16 protein-coding genes and 2 pseudogenes are annotated in these 21,907 nt (G+C 71.1%); 7 read left to right on the top strand and 11 right to left on the bottom strand.

Annotation, left to right across the window (positions count from 1 at the left end; all coding sequences use genetic code 11):
- Positions 1–31: 31 nt before the first annotated feature.
- Positions 32–1,369, top strand: a complete 1,338-nt coding sequence (locus ACFVX4_RS23435; RefSeq protein WP_389980471.1) for a transglycosylase family protein — start codon at positions 32–34, stop codon at positions 1,367–1,369.
- Here ACFVX4_RS23435 and ACFVX4_RS23430 read toward each other — a convergent pair.
- Positions 1,339–2,625, bottom strand: a complete 1,287-nt coding sequence (locus ACFVX4_RS23430; RefSeq protein WP_389980469.1) for a DMT family transporter — start codon at positions 2,623–2,625, stop codon at positions 1,339–1,341. The two genes, ACFVX4_RS23435 and ACFVX4_RS23430, sit on opposite strands and share 31 nt — an antisense overlap.
- Before the next feature lie 226 nt (positions 2,626–2,851).
- Here ACFVX4_RS23430 and ACFVX4_RS23425 point away from each other — a divergent pair, with 226 nt between their 5' ends.
- A complete protein-coding gene (locus tag ACFVX4_RS23425) occupies positions 2,852–3,532 on the top strand; it encodes a (2Fe-2S)-binding protein (RefSeq protein WP_389980467.1) in 681 nt (226 codons plus the stop codon).
- A 159-nt stretch (positions 3,533–3,691) separates the two neighbouring features.
- Positions 3,692–6,301 (top strand): PA14 domain-containing protein, encoded by a 2,610-nt coding sequence (locus ACFVX4_RS23420; RefSeq protein ID WP_389980465.1) that lies wholly within the window; start codon positions 3,692–3,694, stop codon positions 6,299–6,301.
- A 285-nt stretch (positions 6,302–6,586) separates the two neighbouring features.
- Here ACFVX4_RS23420 and ACFVX4_RS23415 read toward each other — a convergent pair whose 3' ends face one another.
- From ACFVX4_RS23415 to ACFVX4_RS23405, 3 genes are all read right to left on the bottom strand, one after another.
- Positions 6,587–7,042 carry an ATP-binding protein gene (locus ACFVX4_RS23415; RefSeq protein WP_389980463.1) on the bottom strand — a complete coding sequence of 152 codons (456 nt, stop codon included), beginning with the start codon at positions 7,040–7,042 and terminating at the stop codon, positions 6,587–6,589.
- 99 nt (positions 7,043–7,141) lie between these two features.
- Complete coding sequence (locus tag ACFVX4_RS23410; RefSeq protein WP_389980461.1) at positions 7,142–8,767, bottom strand: ATP-binding protein; 1,626 nt, start codon at positions 8,765–8,767, stop codon at positions 7,142–7,144.
- Positions 8,764–10,038, bottom strand: coding sequence for a PP2C family protein-serine/threonine phosphatase (locus tag ACFVX4_RS23405; protein WP_389980459.1), 1,275 nt, complete (start codon positions 10,036–10,038; stop codon positions 8,764–8,766). Before ACFVX4_RS23405 ends, ACFVX4_RS23410 begins: the two co-directional genes overlap by 4 nt.
- A gap of 260 nt (positions 10,039–10,298) precedes the next feature.
- Between ACFVX4_RS23405 and ACFVX4_RS23400 the strand changes: the two genes are divergently transcribed.
- Entirely contained in the window at positions 10,299–11,783 is a 1,485-nt protein-coding gene (locus tag ACFVX4_RS23400; protein ID WP_389980457.1) for an SDR family NAD(P)-dependent oxidoreductase, read from the top strand.
- A 347-nt stretch (positions 11,784–12,130) separates the two neighbouring features.
- Positions 12,131–12,307: a hypothetical protein gene (locus ACFVX4_RS23395; RefSeq protein ID WP_389980455.1), complete on the top strand. Its 177-nt coding sequence runs from the start codon at positions 12,131–12,133 to the stop codon at positions 12,305–12,307.
- 90 nt (positions 12,308–12,397) lie between these two features.
- On the opposite strand, the pseudogene ACFVX4_RS23390 reads toward ACFVX4_RS23395, so the two are convergent.
- Positions 12,398–12,682, bottom strand: a pseudogene (locus ACFVX4_RS23390) (fluoride efflux transporter FluC); the annotation flags it as partial.
- A 1-nt stretch (position 12,683) separates the two neighbouring features.
- Between ACFVX4_RS23390 and ACFVX4_RS23385 the strand changes: the two are divergent.
- Positions 12,684–13,124, top strand: a pseudogene (locus ACFVX4_RS23385) (urease accessory protein UreD); the annotation flags it as partial.
- Positions 13,125–13,320: 196 nt separating this feature from the next.
- Positions 13,321–15,684, top strand: a complete 2,364-nt coding sequence (locus tag ACFVX4_RS23380) for an alpha-L-fucosidase (RefSeq protein ID WP_389980453.1) — start codon at positions 13,321–13,323, stop codon at positions 15,682–15,684.
- On the opposite strand, the gene ACFVX4_RS23375 is transcribed toward ACFVX4_RS23380, so the two are convergent.
- The 6 genes from ACFVX4_RS23375 to ACFVX4_RS23350 form a co-directional block, all read right to left on the bottom strand.
- Positions 15,662–17,098, bottom strand: coding sequence for a lipase maturation factor family protein (locus tag ACFVX4_RS23375; RefSeq protein ID WP_389980451.1), 1,437 nt, complete (start codon positions 17,096–17,098; stop codon positions 15,662–15,664). The two genes, ACFVX4_RS23380 and ACFVX4_RS23375, sit on opposite strands and share 23 nt — an antisense overlap.
- Positions 17,099–17,135: 37 nt before the next feature.
- Positions 17,136–17,660, bottom strand: coding sequence for a DUF1990 family protein (locus tag ACFVX4_RS23370; protein ID WP_389980449.1), 525 nt, complete (start codon positions 17,658–17,660; stop codon positions 17,136–17,138).
- On the bottom strand, positions 17,657–18,511 hold the full coding sequence (locus tag ACFVX4_RS23365) for a YndJ family protein (RefSeq protein WP_389980447.1): 855 nt from the start codon (positions 18,509–18,511) through the stop codon (positions 17,657–17,659). The genes ACFVX4_RS23370 and ACFVX4_RS23365 overlap by 4 nt, the downstream gene beginning before the upstream one ends.
- 220 nt (positions 18,512–18,731) lie before the next feature.
- Entirely contained in the window at positions 18,732–19,796 is a 1,065-nt protein-coding gene (locus tag ACFVX4_RS23360) for a FecCD family ABC transporter permease (RefSeq protein ID WP_389980445.1), read from the bottom strand.
- A complete protein-coding gene (locus tag ACFVX4_RS23355) occupies positions 19,793–20,830 on the bottom strand; it encodes a FecCD family ABC transporter permease (RefSeq protein ID WP_389980443.1) in 1,038 nt (345 codons plus the stop codon). The genes ACFVX4_RS23360 and ACFVX4_RS23355 overlap by 4 nt, the downstream gene beginning before the upstream one ends.
- 17 nt (positions 20,831–20,847) lie before the next feature.
- Entirely contained in the window at positions 20,848–21,897 is a 1,050-nt protein-coding gene (locus ACFVX4_RS23350; protein ID WP_389980441.1) for an iron-siderophore ABC transporter substrate-binding protein, read from the bottom strand.
- Positions 21,898–21,907 lie beyond the last annotated feature (10 nt).

The following is a 21,907-nucleotide window of genomic DNA, read 5'->3' as shown; positions in this document are numbered from 1 at the left end:
CGTGTCCTACTGCCAGTGGGGGAGCCAAGTCATGGCCGCGAACGGACGGCACCGCAGATATCAGCCCAGCCGGATCAACCGTGCCTCGCTCACGGTCACCGCGGGCGGTGCGGGCATCGCGCTCCCGCTCATCGCAGCGGCCTCGGCGGGCGCCGCGTCGGCGGATGTCTGGGAGAAGGTCGCCGCCTGCGAGTCCACCGGCAACTGGCACATCAACAGCGGCAACGGCTACTTCGGCGGGCTGCAGTTCACCCGGTCGACCTGGGCGGCCTACGGAGGCACGGTCTACGCCCCGCGCGCCGACCTGGCCACCAGGGACGAGCAGATCTCCATCGCGGAGAAGGTGCTCGACGCGCAGGGGCCGGGCGCGTGGCCGGGCTGCTCGACGAAGGCGGGGCTGACCAGTGGCGGGGGCGCCGCCGACATCGCCCCGCAGTCGCAGCGGACCGGCCACGTGCAGGCCCCTGGCAAAGCCGGCTCCGGCAAGACCGCCTCCGGCAAGACCGCCTCCGGCAGGACCGCCTCCGGGAAGCCGACGACGAAGCGGACGTCCACCCCCGCCACCCCGACCACCGTGCCCGGCAAGCGTGAGTCGTACACCGTGGCACGCGGCGACTCGCTCTCCGCGATCGCGGCGACCGAGCGCCTCCGGGGCGGCTGGCAGCACCTCTACGCACAGAACCGCGAGGTCGTGGGGGACGACCCCGACCTCATCCTTCCCGGGCAGCGCCTGAGCCTGGACACGGCCCGGACGCCGAGGACGGCGCCCCGCACGGGCACGCCCGCGCAGGCGAAGCCGAAGGCCGAACCGAAGCCCCGGAAGGCCGCCGAACCGAAGCAGCGACCGGCCGCGGCGCAACACCAGGCGGCGAAGCCCCACCACGACACCGCAAAGCCGAAGCCGAAGCCGAAGCCTCACCCCAAGAAGACCGAGAGCCACCGGCCGACGGAGCGGACGGAGAAGCACTCCGGTCTCGTCGCACCCGTGGCGGCCGGCATCGGCACCCCGTACCAGCAGGCCGGTTCCTGGGCCAGCGGCTATCACACCGGGGTCGACTTCCCCGTCCCGACCGGCACGTCGATCAGGGCGGTGGCCTCTGGCACGGTCGTCTCGGCGGGCTGGGGCGGGGCGTACGGCTACCAGGTCGTCATCCGGCACAGCGACGGCAAGTACAGCCAGTACGCGCATCTGTCCGCCCTGCACGTGCGTGAGGGCCGGCATGTCTCCGCGGGCCAGCGGATCGCGCGCTCGGGCGCCACCGGGAACGTCACGGGCCCGCACCTGCACTTCGAGATCCGTACCGGCCCCGGCTACGGATCGGACGTCGACCCGCTGGCCTACCTCAGGGCGGGCGGCGTCAGCGTCTGAACCGCTCCCTGGCGTTCGGCCGCGTCATCGGGATCGGCGGACCCCGCGGACGGGCGGCCCCGCCGCTCCGTGCCGCTGGAGGACGACGGACCCGGCCCGAATGCCACCCGGCCCAGGCGGTCCAGCGGCATGAGCACGGGCAGCGGACGCGCCGCGGAGGATGTTCCCGGGACCGCTTCGACGGCCCCGGCAAGCATCGAGGCCGCGGGTGCCGAAGAGGCGGGCACCGAGGGGGTGGCCGCCGAGGCGGCGGGCACCGACGGGACGGGGCCGGGAAGCCCGGCGACCCCGGGTGCCCGAGCAGGCTCCGCGGCCCCCTCGGCACCGGGTTCCGCGCCCTCGCTCTCCTTGCCCTCGGCGTCCGTCCCGCCCACCGGAGCACCCGGAAGCCCGCTGCCCGTTGCCTGCGCGGCGCGGTGCTCCGCGCCCAGGCGCTCCGTCGTGAGCAGTATCAGACCGCCTGCGGCGACCACCGCGCATGCCAGCGCGAGCATCGTCCCGGCCGTGCCGTGCCGGAACTGTTCGCCGAACATCGTGATGCCGACGATCGCGGCTATCACCGGGTTCACCACGGTCACCGTCGCCAGCGGCGCGGTCAGTCCGGCACCCCGGTACGCGGCCTGGGAGAGCAGCAGCCCGGCGGCCGCGAAACCGGCGATCGCCAGCATCGCCGGAAGCTCTGCCGCCATCGCGCCGGAGGCCCACCCCACCGCCACCGTCTTCACGAACACCGAGGCGATGCCGAACGCGATGCCCGCCGCCCCGGCCAGGATCACGCTCCGTACCACCGGCCGGCGCACGCCCGTGGAGATCAGGGCGAGCAGCGCGACCGCACCGAGCGCCACACCGGCGACCACCAGCTGATCCGAGCCGTTCAGGGAGTGGGACTCGGCGTTCCCCGTGAGCGCCAGCAGACCCGCCAGACCGACGGTGGCCATGATCGCGCCCCGCCATGCGGTGGCCCCCGCCCGCCGGCGCACGAAGAGCGCCGCCATCGGCAGGGCGAAGACGATGGTCAGCGCGCCGAGCGGCTGGACGAGACTGAGCGGACCGAAGGCCAACGCCACGACATGGAGCACCGCGCCCCCGCTGTTCAGCGCCACGGCGGCCCACCAGACACGGTTGCGCAGCGGTGCGAGCGAGCTGCCGTCGCCGGTCGTCGCCACGCGCTCCTGGACGATCGCCCCGGCCGCGTACGCGACCGCGGAGACCAGTGACAGCAGCACGGACAGCGCAAGGGAACTCATGTACACCACGATGTCCCTTCGACGCGGCTGCGTCGTCGTCCTTGAGGCGGCGATTCGGCGTACTGCTTTGGTAGTACGGCCGTGGTCCCAGTGTCCTCCTCCGGACGGTAGTCCTCCCTCGGGAGGACTCAAGAGCTCTCACCCCGTGGGGTTACGGTGGACCGCGGGCCGTGGTATGCCGGAGTGCCCGCGCAGTCGGGGCCGGCGGCCGGAATGCCGGGAAGGAGCACATGCGATGGACGAGTCCGCTACGGCCTCGGTGGGCGGATTCTTCGCGCTGCGCACCACCGCGCCGCCCGACGGGGCGCACCGCCCGCTGGCGCGGTTGTACGCGGGGGAGTCGGCCCCGCTCACGGCCCGTATCGACACCGTCGCCGCCCGGTTGGGCACCTCCGAGCGCAGAGTGGCCGCCTCCGTCGCGCACTTGGGACTGGCCTCCCGTCTCTGGTCGGTCGCACTCGGACCGGCAGCGCTGACCGGCCGCTTTCCCGGCCTTGCGCCCGGCGCCCTCCACTGGGACCCGCAGCACCCGGCCCCCGACGATCTGTGGCTCGACGGTGCCGAATCGCTGCCCGGCACCGCCTGCCGGATCCGGGAAGTCGTCCAGTACGGCCACCTCGTGCCCCTTGCCGAGGCGATCCACCGGGACGGCCCGCTGTCCGACCGGCTGCTGTGGGGCAACGCGGGGTCCGCACTGGCAGGAGCCCTGCGCCAACTCCTCGCCTGGGCACGTACGCACCGCCGCCCCGACGTGGCCGCGCGGGCCCGCGCACTGTCCGCCGAACTCTTCGACCACCCCGACCTCCGGAACACCGGCGCCCCGCACGACGCGGCGTTCCGTCGGCGCAGCTGCTGTCTGTACTACCGGGCACCGGCCGGCGGCCTGTGCGGTGACTGCGTCTTCGAGAGCGCCTGACACACCCCCGCCCTCCAGGCACCAGGCTTGCACCCCCCTTGGTTTGTCATGCACCTGGACACCGGCTCGGGTGTCGTGCTGTCATGCCAACTGCCGTTCCTTCCAACGTTGTACATCCTGTCGCAACGAGCCGCCACCCTTCCTCAGCTAGGAGGATCCGTGCGCATCAGAAAGAACCTGGTACTGCTTCTCGCCACAGCTCTCGGCGCCGCCGGTCCGACCGCCGTGCCCACCGCGGCGGCCGCCCCCGATCCCGCCGGCTCCGGCGAAGTGCATGGTCTGAAGGGCGAGTACTACACCCAGTCCGCCCCCGGCGCCTTCGACTTCGGGCAGCTCAAGGCGACCGGATTCGACCCGGACATCGACTTCCCTACGCTGGAGCCGCGGCTGGCGTCGGCCACCGGCCGGAGCGACGACGCCAGCATCCGGTGGACCGGAAAGATCGTGCCGGAGAGGGCCGGCGCCCATCTCTTCTCGATGATCGGGGACAACGGCTTCCGGCTCTGGATCGACGGGAAGCCGGTCATCGACCACTGGGTCGACGACTGGGAGAAGGAACAGACCTCGCAGCCGGTCGAGTTGACCGCGGGCAAGGCGTACGACGTCAAGGTGGAGTCCTTCGAGCACGAGGGAGGCTCCAACCTCCACCTGAAGTGGACCGAACCCGGCGGCAGCAAGGTTCCGGTGCCGCAGTCCGCCTTCCGGCTGCCTGACGGCTTCGCGTACGACGGGGCCATCGCCGCCACCGTCCTCGCCGACGGCCGCACGCTCAAGCTGGACTTCGCGCAGAAGCTCGCCCCCCTGCCCGCCGGGCTGGCGAACCACCTCGACGCCGTCATCGGGGGCGCCGAGTGGCCGCTCGGCGCAGTCGAGGCCGATCCCGCCGACCCGCGAAGCCTCACCGTCGCCCTCAAGGAACCCGTGGTCGGCAACAAGGCCGGGGACGCCAAGGGGCTCGCCGATGTCCGGTACGACGGCGCGGGGGCGCTGGCCGGGGAGGACGGGAAGGCCGTCGGGGCCTTCTGGTCCAGTGGGCCGAACCGCTCCACGTACCAGCTCCGTACCGAGTGGGCCGACGAGGTCGGGCCGCACAACGCGCTGCCCGAGTACCCGCGGCCCCAGCTGACCCGGGACAACTGGCAGAACCTCAACGGCTCCTGGGAGTTCGCCGCGGCGAAGGCGGGGGAGCGGCCCCCGGTCGGCAGGAAGCTCGGCGAGAAGATCCTCGTCCCGTATCCGGTCGAGTCGCAGCTCTCCGGGATCGAGCGGCACGAGGACCGGATGTGGTACCGCCGCACCTTCACCGTGCCCAAGGGCTGGAAGGTCGGTTCCGGCAAGCGGCTCCAGCTGAACTTCGGGGCCGTCGACTGGCAGTCCGAGGTGTACGTCAACGGCAGGCGGGTGGCCGAACACAAGGGTGGCTACGACAAGTTCAGCGCCGACATCACCGATGCGCTGAAGCCCGGCCGGACCCAGGAACTCATCGTCGGGGTCCACGACCCGACCGATTCCGCGAACGGCGAGAACCCGCCGATGGGCAAGCAGCGCCTCGATCCGAGCGGTATCTGGTACACCCCGTCGTCCGGTATCTGGCAGACGGTGTGGATGGAGCCGGTCGCCGCCGACCACGCCGACTCGCTGAGGATCACCCCCGATGCCCGGGGCGAGAAGGTCACCGTCGAGGTGCGCGGGGTACGGGACGGGGTGCCCGTCACGGCGATCGCGTACGACGGAAAGCGCAAGGTCGGACGTGTCGGCGGACGCACCGGTGCCGCGCTGGAGCTGCCCGTGCCGGACCCGCATCTGTGGTCCGCGGACGATCCGCATCTCTACCGGCTGGAGGTCGGCGTCGGATCGGACCGGGTCGGGAGCTACTTCGGGATGCGGTCGATCGCCGTCGAGAAGGTGAACGGCACCCCGCGCACCGTCCTCAACGGCAAGCCGGTCTTCCTGATGGCCACCCTCGACCAGGGATTCTGGCCCGACGGGCTGCACACCGCACCCACGGACGAAGCCCTCGCGTACGACCTGCGGATGCACAAGGCGATGGGCTTCAACTCCGTCCGCAAGCACATCAAGGTCGAGCCCGACCGCTGGTTCTACTGGGCGGACAGGCTGGGCCTGCTGGTCTGGCAGGACATGCCCGCGATGAACACCGTCGCCCCCTCCACCGCCGCCCGCGCCGAGTACGAGCGCGAGATGAAGGAGATGATCGACGAACACTCCAATCACCCGTCCGTCGTCATGTGGGTCACCTTCAACGAGGGCTGGGGCCAGTACGACCAGGCCCGCATCGCGGACCAGGCCAAGTCCTGGGACCCGACCCGGCTGGTGAACAACATGAGCGGGCTCAACTGCTGCGGCGCGGTGGACGGCGGCAACGGCGACATCGCCGACGCGCACGGCTACCCGAGCCCCGCGCTGCCGCGGCCCGACGGGCAACGCGCCCTGGTCAGCGGTGAGTACGGAGGGCTGGGGCTGGCCGTACCCGGGCACGCCTGGGCCGTACAGCAGTCGTACATCGCGGTCGACCCGGCCACCTACACCGACGACTACCTGGCCAGGCTCGACGACGTGCGAAAGCTTGCCTGCAAGGGAAGCAACGGCGCCGTCTACACCCAGATCTCGGACGTCGAGGGGGAGTTGAACGGGCTCCTCACCTACGACCGCCGGATCGTGAAGCCCGACGTCGAACGGATCCGGGCGGCGCAGGACGCACTCGTCCGCGATGCGTCGCAGCCGGTCGTGGCGGGGTGTCCCGCGGCCTGACCCGTGACACCGCCGCGGCCCGTCCCGTCCGCCCCGGGGCGGACCGCGGCGTTCGTGTCCGAACCCTTGTACCTCGGCCACCGACCGGTACATCCAGTCGGCCCGCCTCGACGGCACGGCGCGGTCGCGCACCTACCTGACCACCGACGACATCCGTTCGGCCCGTTCGCTCTCCTTCACGGTCGGCAGCGAGCCGTCGGACTGGGGCACCTCCGCCGCGGACGCCCCGCCCGCACTGGGCTGACGGTGGTCGTGGGGCGGGCGGCGTCCCGCCCGCCCCACAGCTCAACTGCTCAGTTCGAACTCGGCCCGGATGCGCTTGCCCACCGGCACGCGCTCGGCGGTCAGCCGGTCGCACAGCGCCACCACGATCTCCATGCCATGGCCGCCGGGGCGCGTCGGATCGGGCGAGTAGAACAGCGGCAGGGCGGTGCTGGAGTCGTACACCGTGACGCTGACGCGCTCCGCGGTGCCCTCCAGCTCCAGCAGATACGGGCCCTGGCTGTAGCGGTCTGCGTTGGTGACCAGCTCGCTCACCGCCAGCAGCAGATCGCTGCGGGTGCGCTCACCGAAGACCGCGAGCCATTCGGCGGCCAGCCGGACCAGGAAGCGGTCGGCCAACGCCCGTGCCTGCGCGATGCAGCCGGGCTCGCCGTCGAACACCTCGGCGCTGTGCAGAACCTCCGTGGACCGGTCCGGGCAGGGGCAGCCGGCCGGTCGCGAGGTGACCTGTTCGTTCATGTGCTCCAGCCAGGGCGACGCAGGGGTGTTCGGTGACAGCTTCTCGACGTCCGCCTACCCGCGACGAACGGTCCCACTCCGGGAAGAACCCGGCAGATCTCAGCCATGGCCGGTCCGCCCGGCCGCGGTGTCCGTGACGAGTGGTTCCGCCACGGCGCGCGCGGGCGCTTCGGGGGCGATCGGCAGCGTGAAACGGACGCGGGTGCCTTCGGAGGCCTCCTCTTCCAGCCAGATCCGGCCCCCGTGGAGCTCCACGATCTTCCGGCACAGGGCCAGGCCGATGCCCGTTCCCTCGTACTCGTCCCTGCCGTGCAGACGCTGGAAGATGACGAACACCTTCTGTGCGGACTCCGGCGGGATGCCGATGCCGTTGTCCGCCACCAGGAAGTGCCAGTCCTCGCCCTGCTGTACGCAGCCGACGGTGATCCGGCACGGTACGTCCGGCCGCCGGAACTTCACCGCGTTGCCGATCAGGTTCTGCCAGACCATGGAGAGCGCCGTGGCGTCCCCGGTCACCTCGGGCAGCGGGCTCTCCCGTACGACCGCGGCACCGGACTCCTCGACGACCAGTGCGAGATCGGCCAGCGCGCGGTCGAGGGTCCGGTCGAGGCCGACCGGTTTCCACTTGTCGTGCACCCGTCCCACGCGGGAGAAGGCGAGCAGATCGTCGATCAGCACCTGCATCCGGTCCGCGCCGTCCACCGCGTAGTCGATGTACTGCCGGGCCCGGTCGTCGAGCGATGGAGCGGTCCGCTTCTCCAGGAGCCGGCAGAACGAGGCGACCTTGCGCAGCGGCTCCTGCAGATCGTGCGAGGCGACATAGGCGAACTGCTCCAGCTCCGCGTTGGAGCGGCGCAGCTCCTGGGCCTGCTCCGCCAGCAGTTTCTCGCGTTCCTGGGAATCGGCGAGCTCCTCGACGATACGGCGGCGCATGTCCTCGACGGCCGCCGCCACCGCGCGCACGTCCGAGGGGCCGCCGACCTCGATCCGGTTGCGGAACGCCCCCGAACGGACCGTGTCGGAGGCGGCGGTCAGCCGGTTCAGCGGCCGCCCCACCATCCGGTGCAGCAGCAGACTCAGCGAGACCACGGCCAGCAGAAAACCCGCGACCAGCGCGATGAACACCCGGTCCCGGGTGATGCGGGCGGTGCTCAGATCGGCACGGGCCCGGTCGCGCGCCACGTCGAGATGGGCCTGCTGGGTGGTGTACAGCCGCCGCAGCGTGTCGAATTCGTCCTTGCTCTGCCGGATCGGGACCGAGGACTCGGAGGCCGGGCCGTCCCGGCGGACCGCGGCGACCAGCGGCTCGGCGTGCTGGCCCCGCCATTCCCGTGCGGCTTCGGCGATCCGGTCGAGATCGTCGGCGAAGGGCTGTTCGTCCCCGACGAGCGCCCGCACCCGGGCCAACCGGAGGCTCTCGTCCCGCATCCCCTGCTCGTAGGGGTGCAGGAAGGTCGCATCACCGGTGAGCGCGAAACCGCGCACCCCGGTCTCCTGGTCCAGCAAGGCGTTCTGCAGTTGGAAGGACGACGAGCGGGCGGGCTGGATACGGTCCACCAGCTCGGTGGTGCGGTCGGATATCCGGGACAGCACGAGGCCGCCGACGATCGATCCGGCGCAGACGATCAGCACGAAGAAGGCAAGGATCAGATGCACCCAGTGCTGGACCGACAGGCGCGCGGCCGGGCCGCGCCGGGTGTTCGGCGCCACGTCGCGGCGGCTCATCGCGCGCCGCTCCGTCCCCAGCCCAGGTGGAGCACGGCGACGTCGTCCGCCAGACCGCCGTACGGGGACGCCGCGTCCGCGGCCTCGTCGACCAGGGTGTCGACGAAGTCACGGGCCGCCAGCGCCCCGTGCCGACGGGCCATGGCGAGCAGCCCCTCCTCGCCCAGCCGGGAACCCGGGCCCGACCGCCCCTCGAAGAGACCGTCGGTGAACAGGACGACCCTGCCGTCCTCGGGCAGCGACAGCTCCGAGGCGCTCCACCGCCCCGTCCCCGTCCCCGGCATCAGACCCAGCGCCATCCCGGGCTCGGGCTCCTCCCAGCTCACCCGGGCACCGCCGCGCAGCAGCAGTCCGGGGTGTCCGGCCCGCACCACCCGCACCCGGCGCCGGTCCGGGGCGAAGGCGAGCGAGGTGACGGTGGCGAAGACATGCGGGTCGGAGCGCTCGGCGACCAGGATCTCCTCCAGCAGCCGGACCTGTTCGAGCTGACCGGTCGCGCACAGCACCGCCGTACGCCACGCCACCCGCAGACAGACCCCCAGCGCCGCCTCCGCCGCCCCGTGCCCCGACACATCGCCGATCACCGCGTGCACCGTCCCGTCGGACGTCTGCACCACGTCGTAGAAGTCCCCGCTGAGCAGGGCGTGCGCCCGGCCCGGCTCGTACCGCGCCACCGCTTCGAAGGAGTCGTCGAGCAGCAGGGGCACGGGCAGCAGACCGCGTTCGAGGCGGGCGTTCTCCTGCGCCATCAGCCGGTTGGCACGCAGCGCCGCCGAGGCCCGTTCGACCTGCTTGCGCTGGAGGGCGTACCGGACCGAGCGGCCCAGCGCCTCCGGATCGAGCCGCCCCTTGACGAGATAGTCCTGGGCCCCGGTCGCCACGGCCGACAGGCCCGTATCGGCCTCGGCCCGGCCGGTCAGCACCACGATGGCCGTGTCCGGCGCCGACTCGACGATCTGGGTGACGGCGTCGAGACCGAACACATCGGGCAGATGCAGATCGAGCAGTACGCAGCACGGGGTCCGGCTCCCGGCCAGGAACCGGCGTGCCTCAGTCAGCGTCTTGCACCAGGTCAGAGCGGAGTCCAGCTCGCTGTCCGCGAGCATTTCCTCGACGAGGAGCGCATCACCGGCGTCGTCCTCGACGAGCAGGATCACGGCGTCGACGTCCCACACCGAACCGTTGCCGAGCGGGGGAGGCACCTGCTGCGCGGGAAAGGCGTCCGAGCGCACCGGTTGAGCCGGAGAACCACCCGCGGGGAGCCCGGCCACTCTGCACCCCCTTGTACGCACGGCACGGCCCGACCCCGGCCGTATGGCAGCGAAGCATATGTGACCGACCCGTGAAGGGGGCGGCGGGGCACGGGCGGCGCGGTCGTCCACCACCCGCGCCCGGGAACCGCGCCGGACGGCCGTGAAGTCACGCGAACGGAGCAGCATCCGTTGCATGGCAGACTTGATCGGGGCGTTCGGCCCGGCAGGAGCAGGTACGGCGGTCGGCGCCACGAGAGACGGATGACAGAGGAACGGCAATGACGGTGACAGAGGACAGCCCGGAGCTGGCTCCCGGTACTGAGGAGTTCGGTCCCGGTATCGACCCGGAGCGGCTGGCCGTCTGCCTGAGCGTGCTCGACGAACTCGACACCATCGACGTCGACCACCCCGACGCCATCGTCGTGCGCCGTGCCACGGCCGGGATCTACCGGACGGTGAAGCAGCGCCGCCGCCAGGAACGCCGCGCCGCCAAGACCGCGCACGACAAGGCGGTCACCGAAGCCACCGCGACCGGCTCGGCCGAGCGGATCGACGACGAGACCCAGGGTGTCCTGCCCTCGTCGTCCGCCCGTGCCGAGATCGCGGGCGTGCTCCAGCGGCCCCGGTCCTGCTACATCTGCAAGACCAGGTACGTGGAGGTGGACGCGTTCTACCACCAGCTCTGCCAGCAGTGCGCGAAGGAGAACCACTCGCGCCGCGACGCACGGACCGACCTCACCGGCCGGCGCGCGCTCCTGACCGGCGGCCGGGCGAAGATCGGCATGTACATCGCGCTGCGGCTGCTGCGCGACGGGGCCCACACCACCATCACCACCCGCTTCCCCAACGACGCGATCCGCCGCTTCAAGGCGATGCCGGACAGCGGCGAGTGGATCCACCGGCTGAAGATCGTCGGCATCGACCTGCGCGACCCCGCCCAGGTCGTCGCCCTCGCCGACTCGGTCGCCGCCGAGGGCCCGCTGGACATCCTGATCAACAACGCGGCCCAGACGGTGCGCCGCTCCGCGCACGCGTACAGCGAGCTGGTCAACGCCGAGTCCGCGCCGCTCCCGGCGGGCGAGCTGCCCTCCGCCGAGGTCATCGGCACCTTCGGCAGCGGCACCGTCGACCGGGTCGCGGCCCTGCCTGCCGCCCGCAAGGAAGGCCTGAGCGCGCAGGACGTCACCGACCTCGCCCTGGTCACCGGCTCCGCCTCCCTGGAGCGGATCGCCGCCGGGACGGCGATCGACGCGGGCGGACTGGTGCCCGACCTGCACGACACCAACAGCTGGATCCAGACGGTCGAGGAGGTCGAGCCGATGGAGCTGCTGGAAGTCCAGCTCTGCAACTCCACCGCCCCGTTCATCCTGATCAGCCGGCTCCGTCCGGCCATGGCGGCGACGGCCGCCAAGCGCGCCTACGTGGTCAACGTCTCCGCGATGGAGGGCGTGTTCAGCCGCGGTTACAAGGGCGCGGGCCACCCGCACACGAACATGGCCAAGGCCGCCCTGAACATGCTCACCCGGACCAGCGCCCAGGAGATGTTCGAGAAGGACGGCATCCTGATGACCGCCGTCGACACCGGCTGGATCACCGACGAGCGCCCGCACCCCGACAAGATCCGCCTCGCCGAGGAGGGTTTCCACGCCCCGCTCGACCTGGTCGACGGCGCCGCCCGCGTCTACGACCCGATCGTGCGCGGCGAGGACGGCGAGGATCTGTACGGCTGCTTCCTCAAGGACTACGCGCCGGCCAACTGGTAGTCGTCCGGTGAGGCGGCGTGGGTGAGCCGCCGTGGACCCGGCCGGGAGTCGATCCTGGTCGGGTCTTTTCCGTATGTGGTGGCTGAAAGTGACCTAGAGCACACGTTCCATCGAGCGCGGAAGCGCTCATTTGGTTACCCTGATGTGAACGGACGTAATCGAGGAGTCCACAAACCTTCCTCGACCGTCCCGGGACAGGCTTGTCAACCAAGTCGCCGTCCCGCCCCGTACCCGGCGCCACCGCGACCGAACTGTTCTTGCCCCTGCCCCACACGGGTGGCTGATTCCCGGTAATGAGGCCGGAGCATCGGCGACGCCCGGGGCTACGTGACACAAAGGAGTGCGCGGTGACGACACCGGAACTGACGAAGCACGAGAAGCGACCGGCCGAACGGCACGGAGACCGGGCCCGCAGGCCCGAGAAGCTCCGGAACATCGAGGTCTGGGCCAGGTCCGCACCGATCCGGCTGGCCGGCTACGAGGACGACCTCGCCGAGCCGCACATCCTGCCGAGCATCGACTGACTCCGCCTCGCACCCCGGCACCAATACCCGAGCTCCGGCCCGCATCGCGCGGGCCGGAGCTCCGCCGGTCGGGGCGTGCGCCGTTCGCAGGACCGCATGCGCCACGGCCGCCCCGGCGAACGAAAGACCGACGCCCGCACTGACGGTGAGCACCAGATATCCGGCCGCCATGGCCAGCCGGCGGGCCGAGGTGAGGGTCAGCAGCTCGTACGAGAACGTCGACCAGGTCGACAGCGCACCGCAGAAGCCGGTGGCGAGCAGCAGCTGGACCCGGGGCCCCAGATCCCCGTCGGTCACCGCCTCGGAGAGGAAGCCGAGGAGCAACGCCGCCGCCGCGTTGGCCGCGAAGGTGCCCCACGGAAAAGCGGTGTGGAGGCAGGCGGCCACCAAGGTCTTCCGCATGGAGCACGACTACGCGAGCCGGCGCGTGCACCTCACGGCGGACGAGGGCGCCTACGTGGAGTATCTGCCGGACCCGCTGATCCCGTTCAAGGACTCGCGGTTCCACCAGCGCACCGAGTTCACGGTCGCACCCGGCGCCACCGTGGTCGTCGGCGAGACCCTGACCGCCGGGCGGCTCGCCCGCGGCGAGCGTCACGACTACCGGGTCCTCGCCACCGATCTGCACATCGCCCGGCCCGACGGCACCCTCCTCGCCATCGACACCCTGCGCCTGGCACCGGGTGCGGGGCCGGGCGGCAACGGCGTCGTCGGCCCCGGCGTGTTCGCCGGGCACGACCATGTCGCGTCGCTCTTCGTCGTCACCGACCGCACCCCGGCCACCGAGCTGGCCGACACCCTCCACGAGGCGCCCGCTACGAGGCCATCCCGGCGCTTTGGAATCGCACGCACCATGCCGCGTCCGCTCTCCGATCGAAGGTCGCCCGACAGGCTCTGAGGGGCGGCCCTCATCGCGGCTTCGCCCAGTCATCGGATGAGTCTGGGGAACGTGTTTCGTTCTGTCTGGAAGATTGCATTGACAGGTTCGAGTCGCACTCCAATCATCGGATGTCATGACCGAACTTCCCAGACGCCATGTACTCGGAATGACGGCAGGGGCGGCAGTCGGCGCCGCCCTGCTCACTCCCGCCACCGCCGATGCGGCCCCGCACCCCGCGGCCGCCCCGCGCACCGGAGCCGGCACCGATGACGGCGGGTGGGGCACCGTTCCCGCCGCCGTGCCCGTGCCTCTCGACAAGTGGTTCGACAACGACGGCATCGACACCGCCGACGCCCGTGGCGGCGACTTCGACGGTTCCGGCTACACCTTCCCGGGTGAGGAACTCCCCGCAGGGGACCGGGAGATCGGCGGCACCGCCTTCCTCTTCCCCGGCTCCGCGGCGGGTGCCGGGAACAACGTCGTCGCCCTCGGCCAGCGCATCGACCTGCCGCCCGGCCGCTATCTCTCCGGCCTCTTCCTCACCTCGTGCAGCTACGGCGCCGCGTCCGGCAGGGCCACGGTCCACTACGCCGACGGCACCACGACGACCCCCCTGCTCGGCGGGCCCGACTGGTACGGCGGCAGCGGCGCCCTCACCGCCGCGTACCGCTACACCGCCGACGGTGCCAAGGACCCGCACCAGGTGTCCATCGCCGTCAGCGAGATCGCGCTCGACCCGGCCAGGGAAGCCGTCGCGCTCACCCTGCCCACCACCCAGCCCGCCGAGGCGAACAAGTCCTCCCTGCACATCTTCGCCCTCTCGCTCCAACCAGCGGCCCAGGGAAGGGCGTTGGCGCTGCGCGATGCCCACTCCACCACCTCGCTGCTGGACTCCGGCGCCCAGAGCGTCGAGGCCACCGTCGTCAACGCGGGTACGGTCGGCATCCTCGCCGCCGACGGCCTCACCCTCTCCGTGGACGTGCCCGGAGCCCGTACCGTCGCTCCCGCCCGCGTATCCCGCCTCGCCCCCGGCGAGCAGGCCCGCGTCCGCATCGGTATCCGCAGCAGACCCGGCACCGCACCCGGCACCACCCAGGAAGGCAACGTTGTCGCGCGCGGACGCGGAGCGGCGGCGGCCACGGTCCGGCGCTCGCTCACCCTCGGCGTCCCCGACTACGCACCGACGGACGCCTCCCTCTCCACCCACCAGGCGCCGTACTGGTTCCAGCAGGCGAAGTTCGGGATCTTCATCCACTGGGGGGTCTACTCCGTGCCGGCCTGGGCGCCGGTCGGCACGCAGTACGCGGAGTGGTACTGGAACCAGATGCAGGACCCCGACAACCCCGCCTACGCCCACCACCGCGACACCTATGGCGCGTCCTTCGCCTACGACGACTTCATCCCGATGTTCCGCGCCGAACGTTTCAACCCGCGTTCCTGGGTGGAGCTGTTCCGGGACGCCGGCGCCCAGTACCACGTCCTCACCTCCAAGCACCACGAGGGCTTCGCGCTCTGGGACACCAAGCTCTCGGACCGCAACTCGGTGAAGATGGGCCCCGGCCGCGACCTGGTCAAGGAGCTCTTCGAGGCCTCGCGCCGCTACACCCCCGAACTCCACCCCGGGCTGTACTTCTCGATGCCCGAATGGTTCAACCCCGACCACCCGTGGATGGGCCACGCCCCGCGCAATCCGTACACCCTGGAGCCCGTCCCGTACACCGGGCACACGGCCGGCAAGGACTACGTCACCGAGTTCCAGGGCCCGCAGATGCTGGAGCTGATCCACGGCTACGACCCCGAGATCCTCTGGTGCGACATCGGCGGCGACAACGACAGCCACCGGGTGCTGGCCGAGTACTTCAACCACGCCAAGAACCGGGCCCGCCCGATCGAGGTCACCGTCAACAACCGCTCCGGGATCGGCCCGTACGACTTCACCACGCCCGAGTACACGACGTACGACCAGATCGTCACCGCCAAGTGGGAGTCCAGCCGCGGCCTCGACCCGTACAGCTACGGCTACAACGCCCAGACGCCGGACGAGAAGTACATGACGGCCGAGGAGGTCGTGCACTCGCTCGTCGACATCGTCTCCAAGAACGGCAACTTCCTGCTGGACATCGGGCCCAGGGCGGACGGCACGATCCCCGACATCATGCAGCGCAGGCTGCGCGAGACGGGGGAGTGGCTGAAGACGAACGGGGAGGCGATCTACGACACCACGTACTGGTCACGGATGCCGCAGCTCGGTGAGGATCTGCGGTTCACCCTGCGGCCGAACCGGGCGTTCTACATCCACTCCCTGGCGCGGCCGGGCGCGGCCCTCACCGTCGAGGCACCGGTGCCGGTCCGCAGCGGTGACCGGATCACCCTGCTCGGTCATGACCGGCCGCTCAACTGGCGCGTCCGGGGCGGCTCGCTGGTGATCGACGTACCGGCGGCGGCCCGCGGGACCGGGAAGCACGCCTGGGTGTTCAAGATCGCCTGGTCGGGCTGAGCCAGGACGGACCGAGTGAGACGGGGGGCATGAAGTCCCGCACATAGGTCCGGTGCCACCAGCGTCCGGTGGCCCGCAGTTCGCGCCAGGTCGTGTACCGGTAGTGGTACACCCTGGCGCGGACGTGCGCGGGCGGGGCGTCGGGGAAGGGGTTGTGACGCAGCAGCCGCAGGGTGTCCCGGTCGTTCTCCAGCAGCCGCTCCACGAAGGGACCGAACCAGGGGCGGGCGTACGCGGGGGAGAGCGCCGCGAACCACATCAGCCAGTCCAGCCGCAGATGGTACGGGGCGAACTGGCGGGGCATCCGGCGCGGATCGCCCGGCTTGCCGCGGAAGCCGTACTCCCGCCAGACGGTGCCGTCGTGGAGCACCTCCTCGTCCGTGCCCTCGACCACCACCTCCAGCCGGACCCGGCTGATGCTGCCGAACGCGCCGTAGGTGTTGACCAGATGCAGCGGGTCGAACGAGCGGTTCATCACCTGGCGCCGGGAGATCAGATTGCGCGCCGGGCGGTAGCTGAGGAAGAGGACCAGCGCGGTCACCGCCATGACGACGATCTCGTACCAGAGCGGCGGCGCGGACTGCGCGGGCGGCGCGGCGAACAGGGACCAGTCGACGGCGGACAGGGCGAGGGTGATCGTCAGCCAGTTCAGCCAGGCGAAGTTCCCCGACACGACCAGCCACAGCTGGGTGACGATCATCAGCCCCGCGGCCGCGCTCGCCACCGGCTGCGGGGTGAGGAGGAGCACCGGTACCAGGAGTTGGGTGACGTGGTTGGCCGCCACCTCGGCCCGGTGGACTGGCCTGGGCAGCCGGTGGAAGAACCAGCTCAGCGGCCCCGGCATCGGCTGGGTCTCGTGGTGGAAGTACAGACACGTCAGCTTGCGCCAGCACTCGTCGCCGCGGATCTTGATCAGCCCGGCACCGAACTCGACCCGGAACAGCACCCAGCGCAGCAGCCACAGCACCAGGACCGGCGGCGCCGTGTGCGCGTTGCCGAGGAAGACGGCGAGGAATCCGGTCTCCAGCAGCAGTGATTCCCAGCCGAAACCGTACCAGGTCTGGCCGACCTGGACGATCGACAGATAGAGCACCCAGGGCAGCGCCCAGAGCACCATCGCGGCCCAGAGCGGCAGGTACGAGTCCGCCCCCGCGAGCAGGGCGACGGCGATCGCGCAGCCGGTCCAGGAGACGAGGGCGAAGAAGCGGTCGCTGTAGTGGAGCCGGAAGAGGCCGGGCGCACTGCGCCAGTCCGTACGCCGCAGGAAATCGGGTACGGGCAGCATGCCGCGTTCGCCGATCAGCGCCCTGAACTGGAGCGCGGCGGTGAGAAAGGCGACCAGATAGACAGCGGCGAGAGCCCGCTGGAAGACCAGCCGGCTGAGCCAGTACCCGTCTGCGGTGAACCACTCCATCGCTTCCAGTATCGGCCCGCCGGCTCCGCTGAGCCCTTCAGCCCCGCTCGGCGCGGCCCTCGGCGACGATCCGGCGCAGGGTGGATCCGAGCCGGCGGGCGTACCACCGCTGGGTCAGCGGTACGAGCGGGCCCGCGAGCCGGGTGTACCAGGCGGCCGGGCGGCTGAACGCCATGACGGTGAACCACACCGTCCCGTCGTCCGCCGACTCCACCACGAAGGACTCCTCACCGCACTCGGGGTGCTCGGCCAGTGTCCCGTAGGCGAATCCGACGCGGTCCTTCTCGTACGCCGCCCAGACGACGCGGCAGGGAGCGGTGAACCGGAACGGTCCGGCGCCGAGCGACACCCGGACGGTGACCCCGGCCTCGGCGCGGTCCGCCGACGCGTGGACCCCGGCCCCGGAGACGCGGTGCATGCGCCAGCGGGTGACGGCGGCGCCCGCCGCTTCGAAGTCGGCCCGGCCGTGGCCGACCCGGGTCCGGTGGTGGAGGTGGTGGTATCCGTCGGGGAGCGGGCCCAGCCGGGTGGCTCCGACCTCGGGGTAGGTGAGTGCGGTCATGCCGTCCTGCCTTCGTGGTCGGTGCGGTTCTGGAGCCTTCGCCAGGCGAGCAGCGAGCAGAGCGCGAAGCCCAGTGCGTTGCCGAGGCCGTGGGTGGCGGCCATCCAGGTCAGTGTGGGGTGGGGGAGCCCGGTTGCTTCGCCGAGTGCCCAGCTCAGCGCGAGCACCATGGTGACCGCGAGCACGCCCGACGAGACGGCGAGCAGCAGCCGGGTGATCCCGTCCCGGTTCCGGTCGCGGATCGATCGCCAGGTGAGCAGGGCGACGGTCCACATTCCCGAGGTCAGCACGACCGCGCCGGCCAGTTCGGCCCAGTCCCCGATGAAGTAGCCGATCAGGACGAGCAGGGTGCCCAGCGGCACGCTCAGCGCGGCGAACCTCCCCGCCGGGCTGTCGGCGATCCGGCAGACGAGCCCCGAGACCAGCGCGGCGGCGAATCCGGCGAAGTGGAAGTGCGGCACGGTCAGTGCGAGGATGCCGAGCCCGAAGCCGAAGAGCGGGTGCCCCGAGCGTTCGGCGACCAGGGCCGTGGCGGCGACGGAGGGTGTGACCAGGGCGGTCAGCAGCGCGATCTCGCCGGGTGTCACCGTGGGCGTCCCGGGCGTCCGGTGGTTGCGGAGCAGCCGCAGCGGTGCGTTCAGGGCGAGGAGTAAGGCCCCGAGCGCGTAACAGGCCGCCAGGGTGGTGGCCGGGCCGCCGCGCGGCAGCCAGAGGGCGACGGCGCCGGGCACGGCGAAGAGCGGCCAGAGACGGCGTATCCGGTCCAGCTCGGGGGCACCGGCCAGCCGCAGCCCCACCGGGACCACCACCAGCATGCCCAGCATCACGATCAGACCGACCAGCACCGACATCACGACCCCCTCGACTTGAACGTGTTCAAGTGTGTTCGGTGGTGACTCTACGACGCTTCTTGAACGTGTTCAAGAAGGGGTTGCGGGGAGGGTGGACGGTGCGGGGTCCGGCACCGATGGAGCATGCCCGGCATGGAGATCATCCCCGGACGCGTCGCCGAGGGCGTGTCCGTGGCGCCGTACAGCTACGTCAGCGGCGAGTAGCGTACGGAGCCGGATCTCACAGAGCTCCCCGGCGCCACTCCCGTATCAGCAGATATCCGAGGTACACGCCCCCGACGGCCATCGTGTAGATGCCGACGGGCAGGTTGTCGAAGAGCGGCAGTTGCTGGGCGCAGAGATCCGCGAGCACCAGCAGCAACGAGCCGGTCAGCGCCGACAGCACCAGGTGCGGGCCGGATACCCGGGTGATCCGCTTGGCGATCTGCGGAGCCGTGAGCGAGATGAACGCGATGGGTCCGGCGACACTGACGGCACCGGCGGAGAGCACGATCGCGAGGACCACCGCGAGGGTCTTCGTGTTCCGGGGCTCCGATCCGAGCGCGCCCGCGATGTCGTCGCCCATCTCCCCGATGTCCAGCCGCCGCGCGATCAGTGCCGTGAGCGGGGCAACGACCAGCAGCACCAGCCAGATCGTGGTGGCGTCGTCCCAGGACCGTGCCGACAGGCTGCCGTTGACATAGGCGGTGAGCACGGCGGCCCGGTCCCGCTCCATGGCGTAGACGACGTACTGGGTGATCGCGGTGCCGATCGCGGCGACCCCGATGCCGGCGATGACGAGCCGGGCCGGGTTGCGGAATCCGGTCCCGGTCGACACATGGACCAGCACCATGGCGAGGACGGCGCCGAGCAGCGCTCCGAGCGCCACCGGCACGGTGTCCGGGAACAGCAGCGCGGCGATCGCCGCGCCCGCCCCGGCACCGGACGCCAGCCCGATCACGTCGGGGCTGCCGAGCGGATTGCGGGTGACGGACTGGAACAGCGCCCCGGAGAGTCCGAGCGCACCGCCGGTACCCACGGCGACCACCAGACGCGGCCCTCGCAGCCGTTCCATGACGAACGCGTTCTTGCCCTCGGCCCCGCCGGTCACCGCCCCGGCGAGTTCGGAGAGCGGAATGCCCAGCCGCCCGAGCGACAGCGTGGCGACGGCCCCCGCCACCAGCAGCAGGAACAGGACGAGCGCCGTCAGCACGGACACCCGCCGGACCGGCAGGGCCACCCTCCCGCCGGCCGTGAGGACCTTCCTCGGCGAGGCGGTGCGGATCGCGGTTTGATGCGACGTCATGAGTTGCCCCTCATCCTGCGTACGGCAATGAGCAGTGCGGGTGCCCCGATGAACGCGGTCACGACACCGACCATCAGCTCCTGCGGGCGCATCACCACCCGCCCCACGACATCCGCCAGGAGCAGCAGCGCCGGGCCGACCAGCGCCGAGAAGAGGATCTGCACCCGGAAGTCGACCCCGACCAGCGCCCGCACCACATGCGGAACGGCCAGTCCGACAAAGGCGATCGGGCCGACCGCCGCCGTGGCCGCCGCGCTCAGCAGCGTGGCCGAGAGCAGCCCGCCCGCCCGCACCAGCGCCGGACGGGCCCCCAGGGACGCCGCGGTCGAGTCACCGAGGGCGAGCGTGTTGAGGCCGGGGCCGAGCACCGCGGCCAGCACCAGACCGGCCACGGCGAACGGCAGGACCGACCAGAAGACGTCGAAGTCCCGTCCGCCGAGCGCGCCGACGACCCAGTACCGGTAGCTGTCGAACACCTTCGGGCGGCTCAGGGTCACCGCCTGGATGAATGCCATCAGCACCGCGGAGAGCACCGCACCGGCGAGCACCAGCCGCACCAGCCCGCTGCCCGAACCCGCCGAGCCGATCGCATGGACGAGCAGGCCGGCGATCAGGGCACCGGGCAGCGCCCACCACATGGTCTCCGTGCTGCCCGTCGCCCCGAGGAACGCCGTCGCGGCGACGATGCTCGCGGAGGCGCCCGCGTTGATCCCGAGAAGGCCGGGATCGGCCAGCGGATTGCGGGTCACGCCCTGCATGAGAGTGCCCGCGACGGCCAGGCAGAGACCGGCGAGCACACCGAGCGCGGTCCGCGGATAGCGGCTCTCGACGATGGTGGTGACATTCGGATCGGCGGTGCCGGACAGCACGTGCAGCACATCGCCGAACGAGGTGGTCCGGCTGCCGAACATGATGCTCGCGAACACGGCGAGTACGAGAACGACGAGTGCGATGACGAGGGAGGACACCCGCCGAGCGGTGCCGGCCCGTGAGGTGCCGGCACCGCTCGGCGGTGCGTGCGTGGTGGTGGCCATGTGGGTGGTGGCCGGCCTCAGCCGTTGTCGGCGGCCTTGATGGCCTTGTCGATCAGCGGCAGGTATCGGTCGATCGCCCACGGCACGGTGAGCGGGTTGATGATGGAGGAGGCCGTGACGAAGGAGTTGTCGTTGCTGTACACCATGGCGCCGCTCTTGACCGCGGGCATCGCCGCGTACAGCGGCTGGGCCTCGATCTCCTTGCGGGACTTGTCATCCATGTAGAAGGTGAAGAGCAGATCGCTGTCCTTCAGCTTCTCGGCGTTCTCCAGGCCGATGAGCGCCGAGTCGGTGCCCTTGGTCTCCTTGAAGGAGTTCACCACCGGGTCGACGGTGAGACCGAGCGAGGTGAGCATCTTGACGCGCTGCTCCTCGGGCTTGAACACGCCGAGGGTGCCGGGGCCGGTGTTGTAGATGTACGAGAACTTGTACTTCTTGTAGTCCGGCCGGGTCGCCGCCGCGTCGGACAGCTGCTTCTCGATCTTCGAGACGAGGCCCTTCGCCTCGTCCGTCTGTCCCAGCGCCTTGCCGATGATGTCGATCTGCTGGTCCCAGTCCGTGCTCCACGCCAGATCGGGGTAGGCGACGGTGGGGGCGATGTCCTTGAGGATGTCGTAATCCTTCTGCGTGATCCCGGACCACGGCGCCAGGATGACATCCGGCTCCAGCTCGGTGATGGCCTCGAAGTCGATGTCCTCACCGCCCGTGAACTGGGTCGGCAGCTTGTCGCCGGACTTCTTCACCGCCTCGTGGATCCAGGGCAGATAGCCCGTCTTGTCGCTTCCCCACTCGTACTTCTCGATGCCCACCGGGGTGTGGCCGAGCGCGATGGCGGTCTCGGCCGAGCCCTGGCCGAGGGTGACGACCCGTTCGGGCTGCTCCTTGATCTCCGCGGTGCCGAGCGCGCTCTTGATGGAGACGGGGAACGCTCCGCCGCTCTTCCCGGATGCGCCGGAGGTCTCCTTGCCGTCGTCGCTCGACGAGCAGCCGCCGAGGGCGAGAACGAGGGCTGCGGCGGCGGCAGTTGCGGCGAGCGTCCGGCGACGCGCACGGGTGAACCGGGACATGGATGTTCCT

This window comes from Streptomyces sp. NPDC058240 (assembly GCF_042882135.1).
Taxonomy (GTDB): domain Bacteria; phylum Actinomycetota; class Actinomycetes; order Streptomycetales; family Streptomycetaceae; genus Streptomyces.
This window is presented reverse-complemented; position numbering and strand designations above follow the sequence as displayed.